Here is a 14,245-nt window from a genome sequence, read left to right as displayed (position 1 = left end):
CTTATGCGGGGCGTCGTATTTTGTAGACGTTCACGCACATCGCGCATCCATGCGCGTTCGCAAGGAGGTTGCTTTGCTCGCCGATCCGAAGACCCAGGCCGAAGTGCAGGATTCGCTGTCGAACCTCACCCGTCAGTTCGACCCCGACGTGCCGTTCCACTTGATGACTGCCGAGCAGTTCTGGGGCTGGGCGATGGACGTCGGCATCAAGCTCGGCGGCGCGCTGCTGGTGTTCTACATTGGCATGCACCTGGCGAAGTGGGCGGTTCGCGCGGCCGGACGCGCCTTGACGCGCGCGCATGTCGAACCGACCTCGTCGCAGTTCATCGGCCGCGTGCTCTACATCGCGCTGATGATCGTGCTGCTGCTGGCGATCCTGCAGGGCTTCTTCGGGGTGGCGCCGACATCGTTCATCGCGATCATGGGCGCCGCGGGCCTGGCGATCGGCCTGGCACTGAAGGATTCGCTGTCGAACGTCGCCTCCGGCGTGATGCTGGTGACGCTCAAACCGTTCCGCGTGGGCGACGTGGTGCAGATCGGCGGCAGCAGCGGCACGGTGGAAATGGTCCGCATCTTCCAGACCCAGCTGCGCGGCGCGGACAACCAGACGATCGTGCTCCCGAACAACCTGATCACCACCGCGCCGATCATCAACCTCACGCCCGACACGCGCCGTCGCATCGAACTGGTCATCGGCATCAGCTACGAGGACGACATCGACGTGGCGCGCGCGGCAATCATGGACATCATGCAGGCCGACAAGCGCATCCTCGACACGCCTGCGCCCGACGTCGTCGTGTATGAACTGGCCGACATCGCGGTGCGCCTGGGCGTGCGTTGCCATGTGAGCAACGCCGACCACTTCGCGACCAAGTGCGACCTCAACGAGCGCATCAAGAAGGCGTTCGACAACGCCGGCATCAGCATCCAGCAGGCGCAGCGCGACATCCGTGCGCAGCGACGTGTGCTCGAGGCGGTCCAATCGTCGGCAGCCAGCGCGGCCGGCGTTACCGATACCACGCAGTCCTCGCCCGACCAGCAATCGCCGACCCCGTCGCCCTCGCCCGACCAGCAGTCGCAGCCGGACCAGCGCTGAGGCTTACTCGTGCGCGTCGCCGCCGAGGCGACCCATGAAGCCGCGGTAGTGGCGCAGTTCGGCGATGGAGTCGCGCACGTCGCTCAACGCGGTGTGGCGGGCGTCCTTGTTGACGCCGGCCAGCACGTCGGGCGCCCAGCGGCGCGCGAGTTCCTTGATCGTGCTGACGTCGAGGTTGCGGTAGTGGAAATGCTTTTCCAGCCGCGGCATCAGGCGATGGAGGAAACGGCGGTCCTGGCAGATTGAGTTGCCGCACATCGGCGACTTGCCCACCGGGACCCAGTTCTGCAGGAATTCGAGCGTCTGCTGCTCCGCCTGGGCGATGTCGACGCGGCTGTCGAGCACGCGTTGCCACAGGCCCGAACGGCCGTGCTGGTTGCGGTTCCATTCGTCCATCGCTTCCAGTCGCGACAGCGGATGCGAGATCGCCAGTTCCGGGCCTTCGGCCAGCACGTTGAGCTGCTTGTCGGTCACCACCGTGGCGATCTCCAGGATGGAATCGCGATCGGTATCCAGACCCGTCATTTCGAGGTCGATCCAGATCAGGTGTTCGTCGTTCGGAGAAGGGACGGCCGCCATGCGCTCGCACTGGAATGAGGACCGGCGCATCATACAGCCAGCCCGCCCCGCGGCTTCGCGCCGCGCTCACGGAACGGAAACGCTACATGCCCTCGCCCGTCGCGATCGATCCCACGCACTACGCCGTCGTCTCGGCGATGATCACCCCGGCGTTCTTCCTCACCGCCGCCAGTTCCCTGCAGATCTCGTCGAACAACCGACTCGCGCGTGTCGTCGACCGGATGCGCGCGGATATCGAGATCCTCCGCGGCCTCCCGCAAGGCCCGGCGCGCGTGGAGCAGGAAGCGCGCATCGCGACCCACCGGCGTCGTTCGTACCTGGTGCTCGCGGCGGTGCGCATGCTCTACGCCTCGATCAGCGCGTTCGTCGGCACGAGTTTGGGCATCGCGGTGGACGCGTTCTTCGGCTACCGGCTCGACCTGGTGCCGACGGGACTGGCGGTCGTCGGCGTACTGCTGATGTTCGCCGCGTCGGTGTGCCTGGGTTACGAGGCGACGCTGGGCCTGCGGATGCTGGATCGCGAATTGAACGAGCAGCTCGCGAAGGACAGGCTCGAAGTGAAGGAGTGAGGTTGCGCGAGCGCCCTACTCCTGCGGCGCCGCAGGCGCGCCCTTGCCCCGCTTGCTCCTGAAATACGCCGTCAGCTTGGCCCCCGATTCTTCGCCCAGCACGCCGCCGGTGACCTGCACCCGGTGGTTGTGGCGCGGATCGGCGAGCAGGTCGAAGACGCTGCCTGCGGCGCCCGTCTTCGGATCGCTCGCGCCGTACACGACGCGGGCGACACGCGCATGCACCATCGCCATCGCGCACATCGCGCACGGCTCCAGCGTCACGTAAAGCGTCGAACCGAGCAGCCGGTGGTTGCCAAGACGCTGGCCAGCCTCGCGCATCGCCACGATTTCGGCGTGCGCGGTGGGGTCGCGCAGCGTGATGTTGCGATTCCAGCCCTCGCCCAGCACCTGCCCGTCGGCGGACACCAGCACCGCGCCGACCGGGATCTCGTCGTCCTCGCGCTGCGCGCGTTCGGCCAGCGCCATCGCGTGGCGCATCCAGCGCACGTCCGTGTCGTCCACGGGCTGCGCGTTCGTCGTTTCCTGAACCATCGCGACAGGATGCCCGAGGCCGCGCGGCCGTGCCACGTCGCATCGGGATTTCGGGCACGTCATGCCGTATTCGATCAGCCTTCACGCGCCTGAAACCGCTAAAATTGGCGTTCCCCGCGCCTGCGCGGACAGCCAGCCACCGACGGCCCCGCGCCACGGCCGCCCGCCACTCCAGGACCGCGCTTCGTCCATGAATTCCACGCCCATGAACTCCCAACACCGCAAACCGCTTCCCGGCACGTCGCTGGAGTATTTCGACGCGCGCGAAGCGGTCGAAGCCATCCAGCCCGGCGCCTGGGCGGGACTGCCCTACACCTCGCGCGTGCTGGCCGAGAACCTGGTGCGTCGCTGCGATCCGACCACGCTGGTCGCGTCGCTGAAGCAGCTCATCGAACGCCGCCGCGACCTCGACTTCCCCTGGTTCCCGGCGCGCGTGGTGTGCCACGACATCCTCGGCCAGACCGCGCTGGTGGACCTGGCCGGCCTGCGCGACGCCATCGCCGACCAGGGCGGCGATCCGGCGAAGGTGAACCCGGTCGTGCCGGTGCAGCTGATCGTCGACCATTCGCTCGCCGTCGAATGCGGCGGTTACGACCCCGATGCCTTCGCGAAGAACCGCGCCATCGAGGACCGCCGCAACGAAGACCGCTTCCACTTCATCGAGTGGACCAAGCGCGCGTTCGAGAACGTCGACGTGATCCCGCCGGGCAACGGGATCATGCACCAGATCAATCTGGAGAAGATGTCCCCGGTCATCCAGTCGCAGGGCGGCGTGGCCTTCCCCGACACCTGCGTCGGCACCGACAGCCACACGCCGCATGTGGATGCGCTGGGCGTCATCGCGATCGGCGTGGGCGGGCTGGAAGCGGAGAACGTGATGCTCGGCCGCGCGTCGTGGATGCGCCTGCCGGACATCATCGGCGTCGAACTCACCGGCAAGCGCCAGCCGGGGATCACCGCCACCGACATCGTGCTCGCGCTGACCGAATTCCTGCGCAAGGAAAAGGTCGTCGGCGCGTACCTGGAGTTCCGTGGCGAAGGCGCATCGAGCCTGACGCTCGGCGATCGCGCGACGATTTCGAACATGGCGCCCGAGTACGGCGCGACCGCGGCGATGTTCTTCATCGACAACCAGGCGCTGGAGTACCTGCGACTCACCGGCCGCGACGACGCGCAGGTGAAGCTGGTGGAAACCTATGCGAAGACCGCAGGCCTGTGGGCCGACGATCTCGCGCACGCGCAGTACGAGCGCACGCTGACGTTCGATCTGTCGAGCGTCGTGCGCAACATGGCCGGCCCGTCGAATCCGCACAAGCGCCTGCCGACGTCGGACCTGGCCGAGCGCGGCATTGCGGTGAACCTCGACGCGGCGCTCGCGCAGGAAGCGCAAGGCCTGATGCCCGATGGCGCGGTGATCATCGCCGCCATCACCAGCTGCACGAACACCAGCAACCCGCGCAACGTCATCGCCGCCGCGCTGCTGGCGCGCAATGCGAACGCGCGCGGGCTGACGCGCAAGCCGTGGGTGAAGACTTCGCTTGCCCCGGGTTCCAAGGCCGTGCAGCTGTACCTGGAAGACGCGAAGCTGCTGCCGGAACTGGAGAAGCTGGGCTTCGGCATCGTCGCCTTCGCCTGCACGACGTGCAACGGCATGTCGGGAGCGCTGGATCCTGCGATCCAGCAGGAAATCATCGATCGTGACCTGTATGCGACGGCCGTGCTGTCGGGCAACCGCAACTTCGACGGCCGCATCCATCCGTACGCGAAGCAGGCCTTCCTCGCCTCGCCGCCGCTGGTGGTCGCCTACGCCATCGCCGGCACGGTGCGGTTCGACATCGAACGCGACGCGCTGGGCCTGGACGCCGACGGCAAGCCGGTCACGCTGAAGGACATCTGGCCGAGCGACGAGGAAATCGACGCCATCGTCGCGCAGAGCGTGAAGCCCGAGCAGTTCCGCCGCGTGTACGAGCCGATGTTCAACATCCGCGTCGAACACGGCGAACGCGTGAGCCCGCTGTACGACTGGCGCCCGCAGAGCACCTACATCCGTCGTCCGCCGTACTGGGAAGGCGCGCTGGCCGGCGAGCGCACGCTGCGCGGCCTGCGTCCGCTCGCCGTGCTCGGCGACAACATCACGACCGACCATCTGTCACCGTCCAACGCGATCCTGATGAACAGCGCGGCCGGCGAATACCTGCACAAGATGGGCCTGCCGGAAGAGGACTTCAATTCGTACGCGACGCATCGCGGCGACCACCTCACCGCGCAGCGCGCGACGTTCGCCAACCCGACGCTCGTGAACGAAATGGCCGTCGTCAATGGCGAAGTGAAGAAGGGATCGCTGGCGCGCATCGAGCCGGACGGCCAGGTCGTGCGCATGTGGGAAGCGATCGAGACTTACATGGAGCGCCGTCAGCCGCTGATCATCATCGCCGGCGCCGATTACGGGCAGGGTTCCTCGCGCGACTGGGCGGCCAAGGGCGTGCGCCTGGCGGGCGTCGAAGCCATCGTCGCAGAGGGTTTCGAGCGCATCCATCGCACCAACCTGATCGGCATGGGCGTGCTGCCGCTGGAGTTCAAGCCGGGCTTCAACCGCACCGTGCTGCGCATCGACGGCACCGAGACCTTCGACGTCACCGGCGAGCGCAAGCCGCGCGCAGACCTCACGCTGGTCATCCATCGCCGCGATGGCGAGCGCGTGGAAGTGCCGGTCACCTGCCGCCTCGACAGCGACGAGGAAGTGTCGATCTACGAGGCCGGCGGCGTGCTGCAGCGCTTCGCGCAGGACTTCCTGGAATCCTCGGCACGCGCGGCCTGATCGCCGCGCCGGTTCCCCTTTCGCAACACGCACCTCTTCCACCACGCAAGGAGTAGCGAAATGCCCGGAACCGTCACCCTGCACCGCGTGATCCGCGCGCCTGCCGAACGCATCTACCGCGCCTTCATCACGCCGGCGGCGATGGTGAAGTGGCTCCCGCCGCACGGCTTCACCGGCGAAGTCCATGCGATGGACGCGCGCGTGGGCGGCAGCTACCGCATGTCGTTCACCAACTTCGGCACCGGCGGCAGCCACTCCTTCGGCGGCACGTACCGCGAAATGGTCCCCGGCGAGAAGCTGCGCTACGACGACCAGTTCGAAAACCCCGACATGCCCGGCACGATGGAAGTCGACGTGACGCTGAAGACCGTCGTGTGCGGCACCGAAGTGAGCATCGTGCAGAAAGGCATCCCGGACGCGATCCCGGTGGAGTTCTGCTACCTCGGCTGGCAGGAATCGCTGGAGATGCTGGCGAAGCTGGTGGAGCCCGAGATTCCGGACGGGGCGTGAGCGGCACCGCTCTACGCTGTCATCCCCGCGAAGGCGGGGATCCAGCCGTCCACCAATCAAGCTCTCCGACGAGCGTGACACGTCGGAGAGTTGGATCCCCGCCTGCGCGGGGATGACGACAACAAACACGAAAAGACGAACACGCCATGACCCACGCCCCCCAGATCCGCATCCCCGCCACCTACATGCGCGGCGGCACCAGCAAGGGGGTGTTCTTCCGCCTCGACGACCTGCCCGAGCGAGCGCGCGTGCCCGGCCCGGCGCGCGATGCGCTGCTGATGCGCGTGATCGGCTCGCCCGATCCCTACGGCAAGCACACCGACGGCATGGGCGGCGCGACGTCGAGCACGAGCAAGTGCGTGATCATCTCGACGTCGTCCCAGCCCGGGCACGACGTCGATTACCTCTACGGCCAGGTGTCGATCGACACCGCCTTCGTCGACTGGAGCGGCAACTGCGGCAACCTCAGCTCGGCGGTCGGGCCCTTCGCCATCGCCAACGGCTTCATCGATCCGGCGCGCATTCCGCGCGACGGCGTCGTCACGGTGCGCATCTGGCAGGCGAACATCGGCAAGACCATCGTCGCGCACGTGCCGGTCACCAACGGCGAAGTGCAGGAAACCGGCGATTTCGAGCTGGACGGCGTGACCTTCCCGGCAGCCGAGATCGAGCTGGAGTTCCTCGATCCGTCCGACGACGGCGAAAGCGGCGGCGCGATGTTCCCGACCGGCAAGCTCGTCGACGAGCTTGAGGTCCCCGGAGTGGGTACGTTCAAGGCGACGCTGATCAATGCGGGCATCCCGACGATCTTCCTCGATGCGTCGGACCTGGGCTTCACCGGCACCGAGCTGCAGCCGGCCATCAACGACAACCCGAAGACGCTGGCGATGTTCGAGACCATCCGTGCGCACGGCGCGGTGCGCATGGGGCTGATCGAACGCATCGAGCAGGCGGCCACGCGCCAGCACACGCCGAAGGTCGCCTTCGTCGCGCCGGCGCAGGACTACACCGCCTCCAGCGGCAAGCACATCCCGGCCGCTGACATCGACCTGCACGTCCGCGCATTGTCGATGGGCAAGCTGCATCACGCGATGATGGGCACGGCGGCGGTGGCGATCGGCACTGCGGCGTCGATTCCAGGCACGCTGGTTAACCTCGCCGCGGGCGGCGGCGAACGCGAGGCGGTGCGTTTCGGACATCCATCCGGCACGCTGCGCGTGGGCGCACAGGCCCGACTCGTGGACGGCCAGTGGACCGTGACCAAGGCGATCATGAGCCGCAGCGCGCGCGTGCTGATGGAAGGCGCGGTGCGGGTTCCGGGCGATTCGTTCTGACGTCGCGCCAATGCGGATAAGAAAAGCCCCGCTTTCGCGGGGCTTTTCATTTGCCTCATCGAAGCGGGATCACTCCCACTCGATCGTCGCCGGCGGCTTGCCGCTGATGTCGTACACCACGCGCGAGACACCGCGCAGTTCGTTGATGATGCGGTTGGACACACGGCCGAGGAAGTCGTACGGCAGGTGCGCCCAGTGCGCGGTCATGAAGTCGATGGTTTCCACGGCTCGCAACGCGATCACCCACTCGTAGGCACGCGCATCGCCGACCACGCCCACCGACTTCACCGGCAGGAACACGGCGAACGCTTGGCTCGTGCGGTCGTACAGGTCGGCCTTGCGCAGTTCGTCGATGAAGATGTGGTCGGCACGCGCCAGCAGTTCGGCGTACTCGCGCTTCACTTCGCCCAGGATGCGCACGCCCAGGCCCGGACCCGGGAATGGATGGCGGTAGACCATCGCGCGCGGCAGGCCGAGTTCGACGCCGAGGCGACGCACTTCGTCCTTGAACAGCTCGCGCAGCGGCTCGACCAGGCGCAGCTTCATGTCTTCCGGCAGGCCGCCCACGTTGTGGTGGCTCTTGATGACGTGCGCCTTGCCGGTCTTGCTGCCGGCCGACTCGATGACGTCCGGGTAGATCGTGCCCTGCGCCAGCCACTTGGCGTTGGCGAGCTTGGCCGACTCCTCGTCGAAGATCTCGACGAACAGGTTGCCGATGATCTTGCGCTTGGCCTCGGGATCCTCGACGCCGGCCAGCGCCTTGAAGTAGCGGTCGGCGGCGTTCACGCGCACGACCTTCACGCCCATGTGCTCGGCGAACATCGCCATCACCTGGTCGCCTTCGTTCCAGCGCAGCAGGCCGGTGTCGACGAACACGCAGGTCAGCTGCTCGCCGATCGCCTTGTGCAGCAGCGCGGCGACGACGGAGGAATCCACGCCGCCGGACAGGCCGAGGATCACCTCGTCCGAGCCGACCTGCTCGCGCACGCGGGCGATCTGGTCCTCGATGATGTTGGCCGCCGTCCACAGCGTCTTGCAGCCGCAGATGTCGGCGACGAAGCGGCGCAGCAGCGTCTGGCCCTGCTTGGTGTGCGTGACTTCCGGATGGAACTGCACGCCGTACCAGCGCTTGTCCTCGCGGGCCATCGCGGCGACGGGGATGCGGTCGGTCACGGCGGTGACGGTCCAGCCCGGCGGCGCCTTGGCGACGTGGTCGCCGTGGCTCATCCACACGTCGATGCGCGGCTCGCCGTCGTGGTCGGTCAGCCCGCCCAGCAGCGCGTCGTGCGCGACGAGTTCGACTTCAGCGTGGCCGAATTCGCGCGCGTCGGCCGCTTCGGTCGCGCCGCCCAGCTGCGCGGCGAGCGTCTGCATGCCGTAGCAGATGCCCAGGACCGGCAGGTTCGAATCGAAGACCTCCTGCGGGGCGCGCGGCGCACCTTCCTCCGTCGTCGATTCGGGACCGCCCGACAGGATGATGCCCTTCGCACCGAACGCGGCGATTTCCGCCGGATCGTGGTCCCACGCCCAGATTTCGCAGTAGACGCCGATCTCGCGGATGCGGCGGGCGATCAGCTGCGTGTACTGCGCGCCGAAATCGAGGATGAGGATCTTGTCGCTGTGGATGTTGGTCATGGGGCCGTGGACTTCAGTAATCGCAAGCGCAAAAAACAAGAAAGGGAAACTTGCGTCTCCCTTCCTGCGAACAATCAACCCGCTCGGTAATTCGGCGGTTCCTTCGTGATCTGCACGTCGTGCACGTGGCTCTCGCGAGCACCAGCGTTGGTGATGCGCACGAAGCTGGGCTTCTTGCGCATGTCCTCGATGCTCGCGCAGCCCACGTAGCCCATCGTGGCGCGCAGGCCGCCGGCAAGCTGGTGCACGACGTTGCGCAGCGGGCCGCGATACGGGACGCGGCCTTCGATGCCTTCGGGCACGAGCTTGTCGGCGTCCGATGCATCCTGGAAATAGCGGTCCTTGGAGCCCTGCTCCATCGCGCCCAGCGAGCCCATGCCGCGGTAGCTCTTGTAGCTGCGGCCCTGGAACAGTTCGACTTCGCCCGGCGCTTCCTCGGTGCCGGCGAACAGGCCGCCGATCATCACCGTCGAGGCGCCCGCGACGATGGCCTTGCCGATGTCGCCCGAATAGCGGATGCCGCCGTCGGCGATCAGCGGGATGCGGTCCTGCAGCGCCTCGGCGACCATCGCCACCGCGGTGACCTGCGGCACGCCGACGCCCGCGACGATGCGCGTGGTGCAGATCGAGCCCGGGCCGACGCCGACCTTCACCGCGTCGGCGCCGTTGTCCATCAGCGCGAGCGCGGCATCGCCGGTGACGATGTTGCCGCCGATCACCTGCAGCTGCGGGAAGTTCTTCTTCACCCAGTTGACGCGATCGAGCACGCCCTGCGAATGGCCGTGCGCGGTATCGACCACGACCACGTCCACGCAGGCCGCGGCGAGCGCTTCCACGCGCGCCTCGGTGTCGCCGCCGACACCCACGGCCGCGCCGACCAGCAGGCGTTCGCTGGTGTCGTAGGCCGCGTTGGGGTTGTCGGACTTCTTCTGGATGTCCTTCACGGTGATCAGGCCGCGCAGCTCAAAGCCGTCGTTGACCACCAGCACCTTCTCGATGCGGTGCTTGTGCAGCAGGCTCAGGACTTCCTCGTCGGTGGCGCCCTCGCGCACCGTCACCAGGCGGTCCTTCTTGGTCATGATGTGGCGGACCGGATCGTCGAGCTTCTTCTCGAAGCGCATGTCGCGACTGGTGACGATGCCCATCAGCTGGCCGCCTTCCACCACCGGCACGCCGGAGATGTTGCGCGCCCGGGTGAGCTTGAGGACTTCGCCGATCGTCGTGTCGGGCCCGACGGTGAAGGGCTCCTTGATCACGCCGGCCTCGAACTTCTTGACCTGCGCGACCTGCGCGGCCTGGGCTTCCAGGCTCATGTTCTTGTGGATGATGCTGATGCCGCCGAGCTGGGCCATGGCGATGGCCAGGCGCGCTTCGCTGACGGTGTCCATCGCGGCCGAGAGGATCGGCAGCCGGATGTTCAGGTCGCGGGTGAGGCGGGTCGTGAGCGAGACGTCCTTGGGCAGGACCGTCGAGTGGGCCGGGACGAGCGAAACGTCGTCGTAGGTCAGTGCTTCAGCCTGGATGCGCAGCATGGGCGGGGGCCGGGAGGCGGATGAAGCGCGACATTGTAGCGTGTCTGGCGTCCCTCACGCCTGCTTCGCGCCGGGACGAGTCGTTCTACTGAGGCTGCCGGTCGCGCTTGACGCGATTTGCTCCGCAAATCGCACTCGTGGCCTGGGGCCACTCCCGCGCAAGACGGGATTTGCTTCGCAAATCACGTCCCACACGTGCTCCATACCCGCCCCTCGCGGCGCTGCCGCGACCGCCCCTAACTTAGGGGCTGGGGCAAAAGCCCGCGTCGATGACCGCGCTGGTTACCCCGTCTTGAACCCCTCTCCCACCGGGAGAGGGGTTGGGGTGAGGGGCAACGAAGCGAAAGCGTAACCGGTCGTCTCAACCGAGCAGCGCTGCGGGGCTACTTCACCGCGTGCCACCCCTGCCCCGAATCCGCGGCCTCTGCCGCTTCCAGCGTGTTCTGCATCAGCGTGGCGACCGTCATCGGGCCTACGCCGCCCGGGACCGGCGTAATCCAGCTGGCGCGCTGGGCGGCCGCTTCGAAGCCGACGTCGCCCACCAGGCGGCCGTCGTCGAGGCGGTTGATGCCCACGTCGATCACCACCGCGCCCGGCTTCACCCATTCACCCGGGATCAGGCCCGGGCGACCCACCGCGACCACGAGGATGTCGGCGTTGCGGATGGAGGCTTCGAGGACCTCGGGCGGCGTGAACTTGTGGCAGCTGGTGACGGTGCAGCCGGCGATCAGCAGCTCCAGCGCCATCGGCCGGCCGACGTGGTTGGAGACGCCCACGATCGTGGCGCTCTGGCCGCGCACCGGTCGGTCGGTGTACGCCAGCAGCGTCGTGATGCCCCGCGGCGTGCACGGACGCAGGCCGAACTGGCGCAGCGCGAGATGGCCGACGTTTTCAGGATGGAAGCCGTCCACGTCCTTGCGCGGGTCGATGCGGTGAATCAGCTCGGTCGCGTCGCGACGGTCCGGCAGCGGCAGCTGCACCAGGATGCCGTGCACGTCCGGATCGGCGTTGAGCGTGTCGATCAGCGCCAGCAGCTCCTGGTTGCCGGTGTCGGCAGGCAGGTCGTAGTCGATCGCGCGGATGCCCACTTTCTGCGCCGCACGCCGTTTGTTCTTCACATAGACGCTGGACGCCGGATCGTTGCCGACCAGCACGACCGCGAGCCCCGGGCGCGACTTGCCGGAGGCGACGCGCGCGTCGACGCGGCTCTTGAGCGTATCGAGCAGGTCTTCGGCGATGCGCTTGCCGTCGAGAATGCGGGCCGGTGCCTGGGTCGTGGAGACGGTCATGCCTTGGGCTGGAGTACATTCGGGCCGGGCATTATCGCTCAAGCCATCCCGGAAGGCCGGCCCGTTCCGCAGGCTCCCGGCTCCCCCGCTCCGGAACGAAGACAGTCCCCATGACCGAACCCGATTTCGAAACCACCCAGATCGAGGCCGCCGCCTTCCGGCGCCTGCTCCGGCACCTGCTCCAGGATCGCCCGGACGTGCAGAACATCGACCTGATGATCAACGCCGGCTTCTGCCGCAACTGCCTGGCCGACTGGTACCGCGAGGCCGCCGAGCAGCGCGGCATCACGATGACGAAGGACGAGGCGCGTGAGGCGATCTACGGCATGCCGTTCGCGCAGTGGAAGGCGCAGCACCAGCGCGAGGCGACGCCCGAGCAGGTGGCCGCATTCGAGGCGGCGCAACGCCGTCACGCGCAATGAGCTTCGTGCGCCGCCAGTGGCTTGGCTGGGCGGCGCTGCCGGTGATCGGCTATGCCGGCGTGGTCGCGTGGCTGTTCTCCAAGCAGCGCGATCTCATCTACCTGCCCGAAGGCACGCGCATCGACGTCGCGCAGACCGACTTCACGCTGGCGCGCGACGACGTCCAGCTGCACGGCTGGGTGCTGCATCCGCAGGCGTCGCGGCCGGTGATCTATTTCGGCGGCAATGCCGAAGGCATACAGCACCGGCGCGAGATGCTCGACCGCCTGCTGCCCGATCGTCCCGTCTACCTGGTGTCGTACCGCGGCTATGGCGCGAGCGGCGGCGTGCCGAGCGAAGCCGCGCTGCTCGGCGACGCGCTCGCGCTGTTCGACGAAGTGCGCTCACGCCATCCGAACCAGCCCATCGCGGTGATCGGCTCCAGCTTGGGCAGCGGCGTCGCCAGTTACGTCGCGAGCCAGCGGGATGTGTCGCAACTGGTACTGATCGCCCCGTTCGACAGCCTCGCCGCGGTGGCGCGGGTGCACTACCCGGCCCTGCCGATCCGCTGGATCCTTCGCGACCGCTTCGATTCGATCGACCGCCTGCGCGGCTACGAGGGCGACGTGATGGTCATACGTGCCGCGCTCGACACCGTCGTGCCGCCGGCCAACACCAACCGGCTGATCGCCGCGCTGGGCAAGCCGCCGAAAGTCGTCGACCTGCCGCAGGCCGGGCACAACACGATCAGCGGCAATCCGGAGTTCGAACAGGCGCTGGCGGACTTCCTGCGCTGACGCGTCAGGCCGCGCAGAATTTCGCGTAGTCGATGTAGCCCGGGAAGTCGCGTCCGGCAGCGCACACCGGGCAATCCGGATCGGCCGACAGCCGTGTTTCGCGGAACCGCATGCCCATCGCGTCGAAGTGCAGCAGCCGGCCGGCGAGCGGCTCGCCGACGCCGAGGATCAGCTTGATCGCCTCCGTCGCCTGCAGCAGGCCGATCACGCCGGGCAGCACGCCTAGCACGCCGGCTTCGGCGCAGTTGGGCGCGGCTTCCGGCGGCGGCGGCTCGGGAAACAGGCAGCGATAGCACGGCGCGTGGCCGCGATGGCGCCCGGCATCGAACACGCTCACCTGCCCTTCGAAACGGTGCACGGCGCCGTAGACCAGTGGCTTGCCGAGCTTCACGCAGGCGTCGTTGAGCAGGTAACGCACGGGGAAGTTGTCGGCGCCATCGACGACGACGTCGGCGCCTTCGATCAGCCGCTCGACGTTGGCGGCAGTGATGCGCGCCTGGAACGTCTCGATGTTGACCGTCGGATTCAGCGCCGCCAGCGCGATCCTCGCCGATTGGACCTTCGGCACGCCGATGCGGTCTTCGGCATGCAGGATCTGCCGCTGCAGATTGCTGCGATCGACGATGTCGTCGTCGGCCAGCACGATCGTGCCCACGCCTGCGGCAGCCAGGTAGAACGCCGCCGGCGAACCCAGCCCGCCCGCGCCGACCATCGCGATGCGCGCGGCCTGAAGTTTGCGCTGCCCGGCTTCACCGACTTCGGGCAGGCGCAGGTGGCGCGAGTAGCGGTCGTAGAAATCGAAGTCGCGTTCGTCGCGGGCGACCGGCAGGCCTTCTGCGATCCAGCGCGTCGTGCCGCCGTCGACCGATGCCACGCGTGTGTAGCCGGCGGCGTGGAGCGCCTGCGCGGCCTTCATCGAACGCGCACCGGATTGGCAGATCACCAGCACGTCGGCGTTGCGGTCGGGCAGCGAGGCCTGCGGATCGGCTTCCAGATCGCCGCGTGCGACGCCGAGCGCGCCTTCGGCGAAGCCCGTGGCGCGCTCGTGCGACTCGCGCACGTCCACGATCACGGCGCCCTCGCGCTGGCGGCGCAGGGCGTCGGCGGGAGCGATGAGTTCGATCTGGGCGGCAGTGTTCATGGCCCGATTA

13 protein-coding genes are annotated in these 14,245 nt (G+C 67.7%); 7 read left to right on the top strand and 6 right to left on the bottom strand.

Translation table 11 applies throughout. The features are described from left to right. The first annotated feature begins 49 nt into the window (after nt 1-49). Nucleotides 50-1,096, top strand: a complete 1,047-nt coding sequence (locus ABIE51_RS09515) for a mechanosensitive ion channel family protein (RefSeq protein ID WP_192630526.1) — start codon at nt 50-52, stop codon at nt 1,094-1,096. 3 nt (nt 1,097-1,099) lie between these two features. Here ABIE51_RS09515 and orn read toward each other — a convergent pair whose 3' ends face one another. Next, a complete protein-coding gene (gene orn / locus ABIE51_RS09510) occupies nt 1,100-1,675 on the bottom strand; it encodes an oligoribonuclease (RefSeq protein ID WP_192630525.1) in 576 nt (191 codons plus the stop codon). A gap of 86 nt (nt 1,676-1,761) precedes the next feature. On the opposite strand from orn, the gene ABIE51_RS09505 reads away from it, so the two are divergent. Then, the gene (locus tag ABIE51_RS09505) at nt 1,762-2,244 is read left to right on the top strand and encodes a DUF2721 domain-containing protein (protein ID WP_192630524.1); all 483 of its coding nucleotides are present in this window, start codon (nt 1,762-1,764) and stop codon (nt 2,242-2,244) included. Nucleotides 2,245-2,259: 15 nt separating this feature from the next. Here the strand turns inward: ABIE51_RS09505 and tadA are convergent, their stop codons facing one another. Further along, a complete protein-coding gene (gene tadA / locus ABIE51_RS09500) occupies nt 2,260-2,778 on the bottom strand; it encodes a tRNA adenosine(34) deaminase TadA (RefSeq protein ID WP_192631659.1) in 519 nt (172 codons plus the stop codon). Nucleotides 2,779-2,983: 205 nt separating this feature from the next. Here tadA and acnD point away from each other — a divergent pair, with 205 nt between their 5' ends. The 3 genes from acnD to prpF all read left to right on the top strand — a co-directional run bounded on the left by acnD (nt 2,984) and on the right by prpF (nt 7,440). Further along, nucleotides 2,984-5,596, top strand: a complete 2,613-nt coding sequence (gene acnD / locus ABIE51_RS09495; protein WP_192630523.1) for a Fe/S-dependent 2-methylisocitrate dehydratase AcnD — start codon at nt 2,984-2,986, stop codon at nt 5,594-5,596. 60 nt (nt 5,597-5,656) lie between these two features. Then, the gene (locus tag ABIE51_RS09490) at nt 5,657-6,106 is read left to right on the top strand and encodes an SRPBCC family protein (RefSeq protein ID WP_192630522.1); all 450 of its coding nucleotides are present in this window, start codon (nt 5,657-5,659) and stop codon (nt 6,104-6,106) included. Nucleotides 6,107-6,252: 146 nt separating this feature from the next. Next, nucleotides 6,253-7,440 carry a 2-methylaconitate cis-trans isomerase PrpF gene (gene prpF, locus ABIE51_RS09485; RefSeq protein WP_192630521.1) on the top strand — a complete coding sequence of 396 codons (1,188 nt, stop codon included), beginning with the start codon at nt 6,253-6,255 and terminating at the stop codon, nt 7,438-7,440. A gap of 69 nt (nt 7,441-7,509) precedes the next feature. On the opposite strand, the gene guaA is transcribed toward prpF, so the two are convergent. The 3 genes from guaA to folD all read right to left on the bottom strand — a co-directional run bounded on the left by guaA (nt 7,510) and on the right by folD (nt 11,896). Then, entirely contained in the window at nt 7,510-9,075 is a 1,566-nt protein-coding gene (guaA, locus tag ABIE51_RS09480; protein ID WP_192630520.1) for a glutamine-hydrolyzing GMP synthase, read from the bottom strand. 74 nt (nt 9,076-9,149) lie between these two features. After that, on the bottom strand, nt 9,150-10,607 hold the full coding sequence (guaB, locus tag ABIE51_RS09475; protein WP_192630519.1) for an IMP dehydrogenase: 1,458 nt from the start codon (nt 10,605-10,607) through the stop codon (nt 9,150-9,152). 383 nt (nt 10,608-10,990) lie between these two features. Beyond that, complete coding sequence (gene folD / locus ABIE51_RS09470) at nt 10,991-11,896, bottom strand: bifunctional methylenetetrahydrofolate dehydrogenase/methenyltetrahydrofolate cyclohydrolase FolD (protein ID WP_115840488.1); 906 nt, start codon at nt 11,894-11,896, stop codon at nt 10,991-10,993. 110 nt (nt 11,897-12,006) lie between these two features. Between folD and ABIE51_RS09465 the strand changes: the two genes are divergently transcribed. Both ABIE51_RS09465 and ABIE51_RS09460 read left to right on the top strand, forming a co-directional pair. Beyond that, nucleotides 12,007-12,318 (top strand): DUF1244 domain-containing protein, encoded by a 312-nt coding sequence (locus tag ABIE51_RS09465; protein WP_192630518.1) that lies wholly within the window; start codon nt 12,007-12,009, stop codon nt 12,316-12,318. Next, nucleotides 12,315-13,094: an alpha/beta hydrolase gene (locus ABIE51_RS09460; RefSeq protein ID WP_192630517.1), complete on the top strand. Its 780-nt coding sequence runs from the start codon at nt 12,315-12,317 to the stop codon at nt 13,092-13,094. Before ABIE51_RS09465 ends, ABIE51_RS09460 begins: the two co-directional genes overlap by 4 nt. A 4-nt stretch (nt 13,095-13,098) precedes the next feature. Here the strand turns inward: ABIE51_RS09460 and moeB are convergent, their stop codons facing one another. Continuing rightward, nucleotides 13,099-14,235 (bottom strand): molybdopterin-synthase adenylyltransferase MoeB, encoded by a 1,137-nt coding sequence (gene moeB, locus ABIE51_RS09455; RefSeq protein ID WP_192630516.1) that lies wholly within the window; start codon nt 14,233-14,235, stop codon nt 13,099-13,101. Between the last annotated feature and the right edge of the window lie 10 nt (nt 14,236-14,245).

It is taken from the genome of Lysobacter sp. OAE881, from assembly GCF_040546665.1.
GTDB classification, from domain to species: domain Bacteria; phylum Pseudomonadota; class Gammaproteobacteria; order Xanthomonadales; family Xanthomonadaceae; genus Lysobacter_J; species Lysobacter_J soli.
Note: the sequence above shows the minus strand (reverse complement) of the source record. Positions and strands in the feature narration are given on the sequence as shown.

Bases quoted from the DNA above. Each gene is read 5' to 3' on its own strand.
- ABIE51_RS09515 (WP_192630526.1), top strand. From the start codon at position 50: ATGCGCGTTCGCAAGGAGGTTGCTTTGCTCGCCGATCCGAAGACCCAG.
- orn (WP_192630525.1), bottom strand. From the start codon at position 1,675: ATGGCGGCCGTCCCTTCTCCGAACGACGAACACCTGATCTGGATCGAC.
- ABIE51_RS09505 (WP_192630524.1), top strand. From the start codon at position 1,762: ATGCCCTCGCCCGTCGCGATCGATCCCACGCACTACGCCGTCGTCTCG.
- tadA (WP_192631659.1), bottom strand. From the start codon at position 2,778: ATGGTTCAGGAAACGACGAACGCGCAGCCCGTGGACGACACGGACGTG.
- acnD (WP_192630523.1), top strand. From the start codon at position 2,984: ATGAACTCCCAACACCGCAAACCGCTTCCCGGCACGTCGCTGGAGTAT.
- ABIE51_RS09490 (WP_192630522.1), top strand. From the start codon at position 5,657: ATGCCCGGAACCGTCACCCTGCACCGCGTGATCCGCGCGCCTGCCGAA.
- prpF (WP_192630521.1), top strand. From the start codon at position 6,253: ATGACCCACGCCCCCCAGATCCGCATCCCCGCCACCTACATGCGCGGC.
- guaA (WP_192630520.1), bottom strand. From the start codon at position 9,075: ATGACCAACATCCACAGCGACAAGATCCTCATCCTCGATTTCGGCGCG.
- guaB (WP_192630519.1), bottom strand. From the start codon at position 10,607: ATGCTGCGCATCCAGGCTGAAGCACTGACCTACGACGACGTTTCGCTC.
- folD (WP_115840488.1), bottom strand. From the start codon at position 11,896: ATGACCGTCTCCACGACCCAGGCACCGGCCCGCATTCTCGACGGCAAG.
- ABIE51_RS09465 (WP_192630518.1), top strand. From the start codon at position 12,007: ATGACCGAACCCGATTTCGAAACCACCCAGATCGAGGCCGCCGCCTTC.
- ABIE51_RS09460 (WP_192630517.1), top strand. From the start codon at position 12,315: ATGAGCTTCGTGCGCCGCCAGTGGCTTGGCTGGGCGGCGCTGCCGGTG.
- moeB (WP_192630516.1), bottom strand. From the start codon at position 14,235: ATGAACACTGCCGCCCAGATCGAACTCATCGCTCCCGCCGACGCCCTG.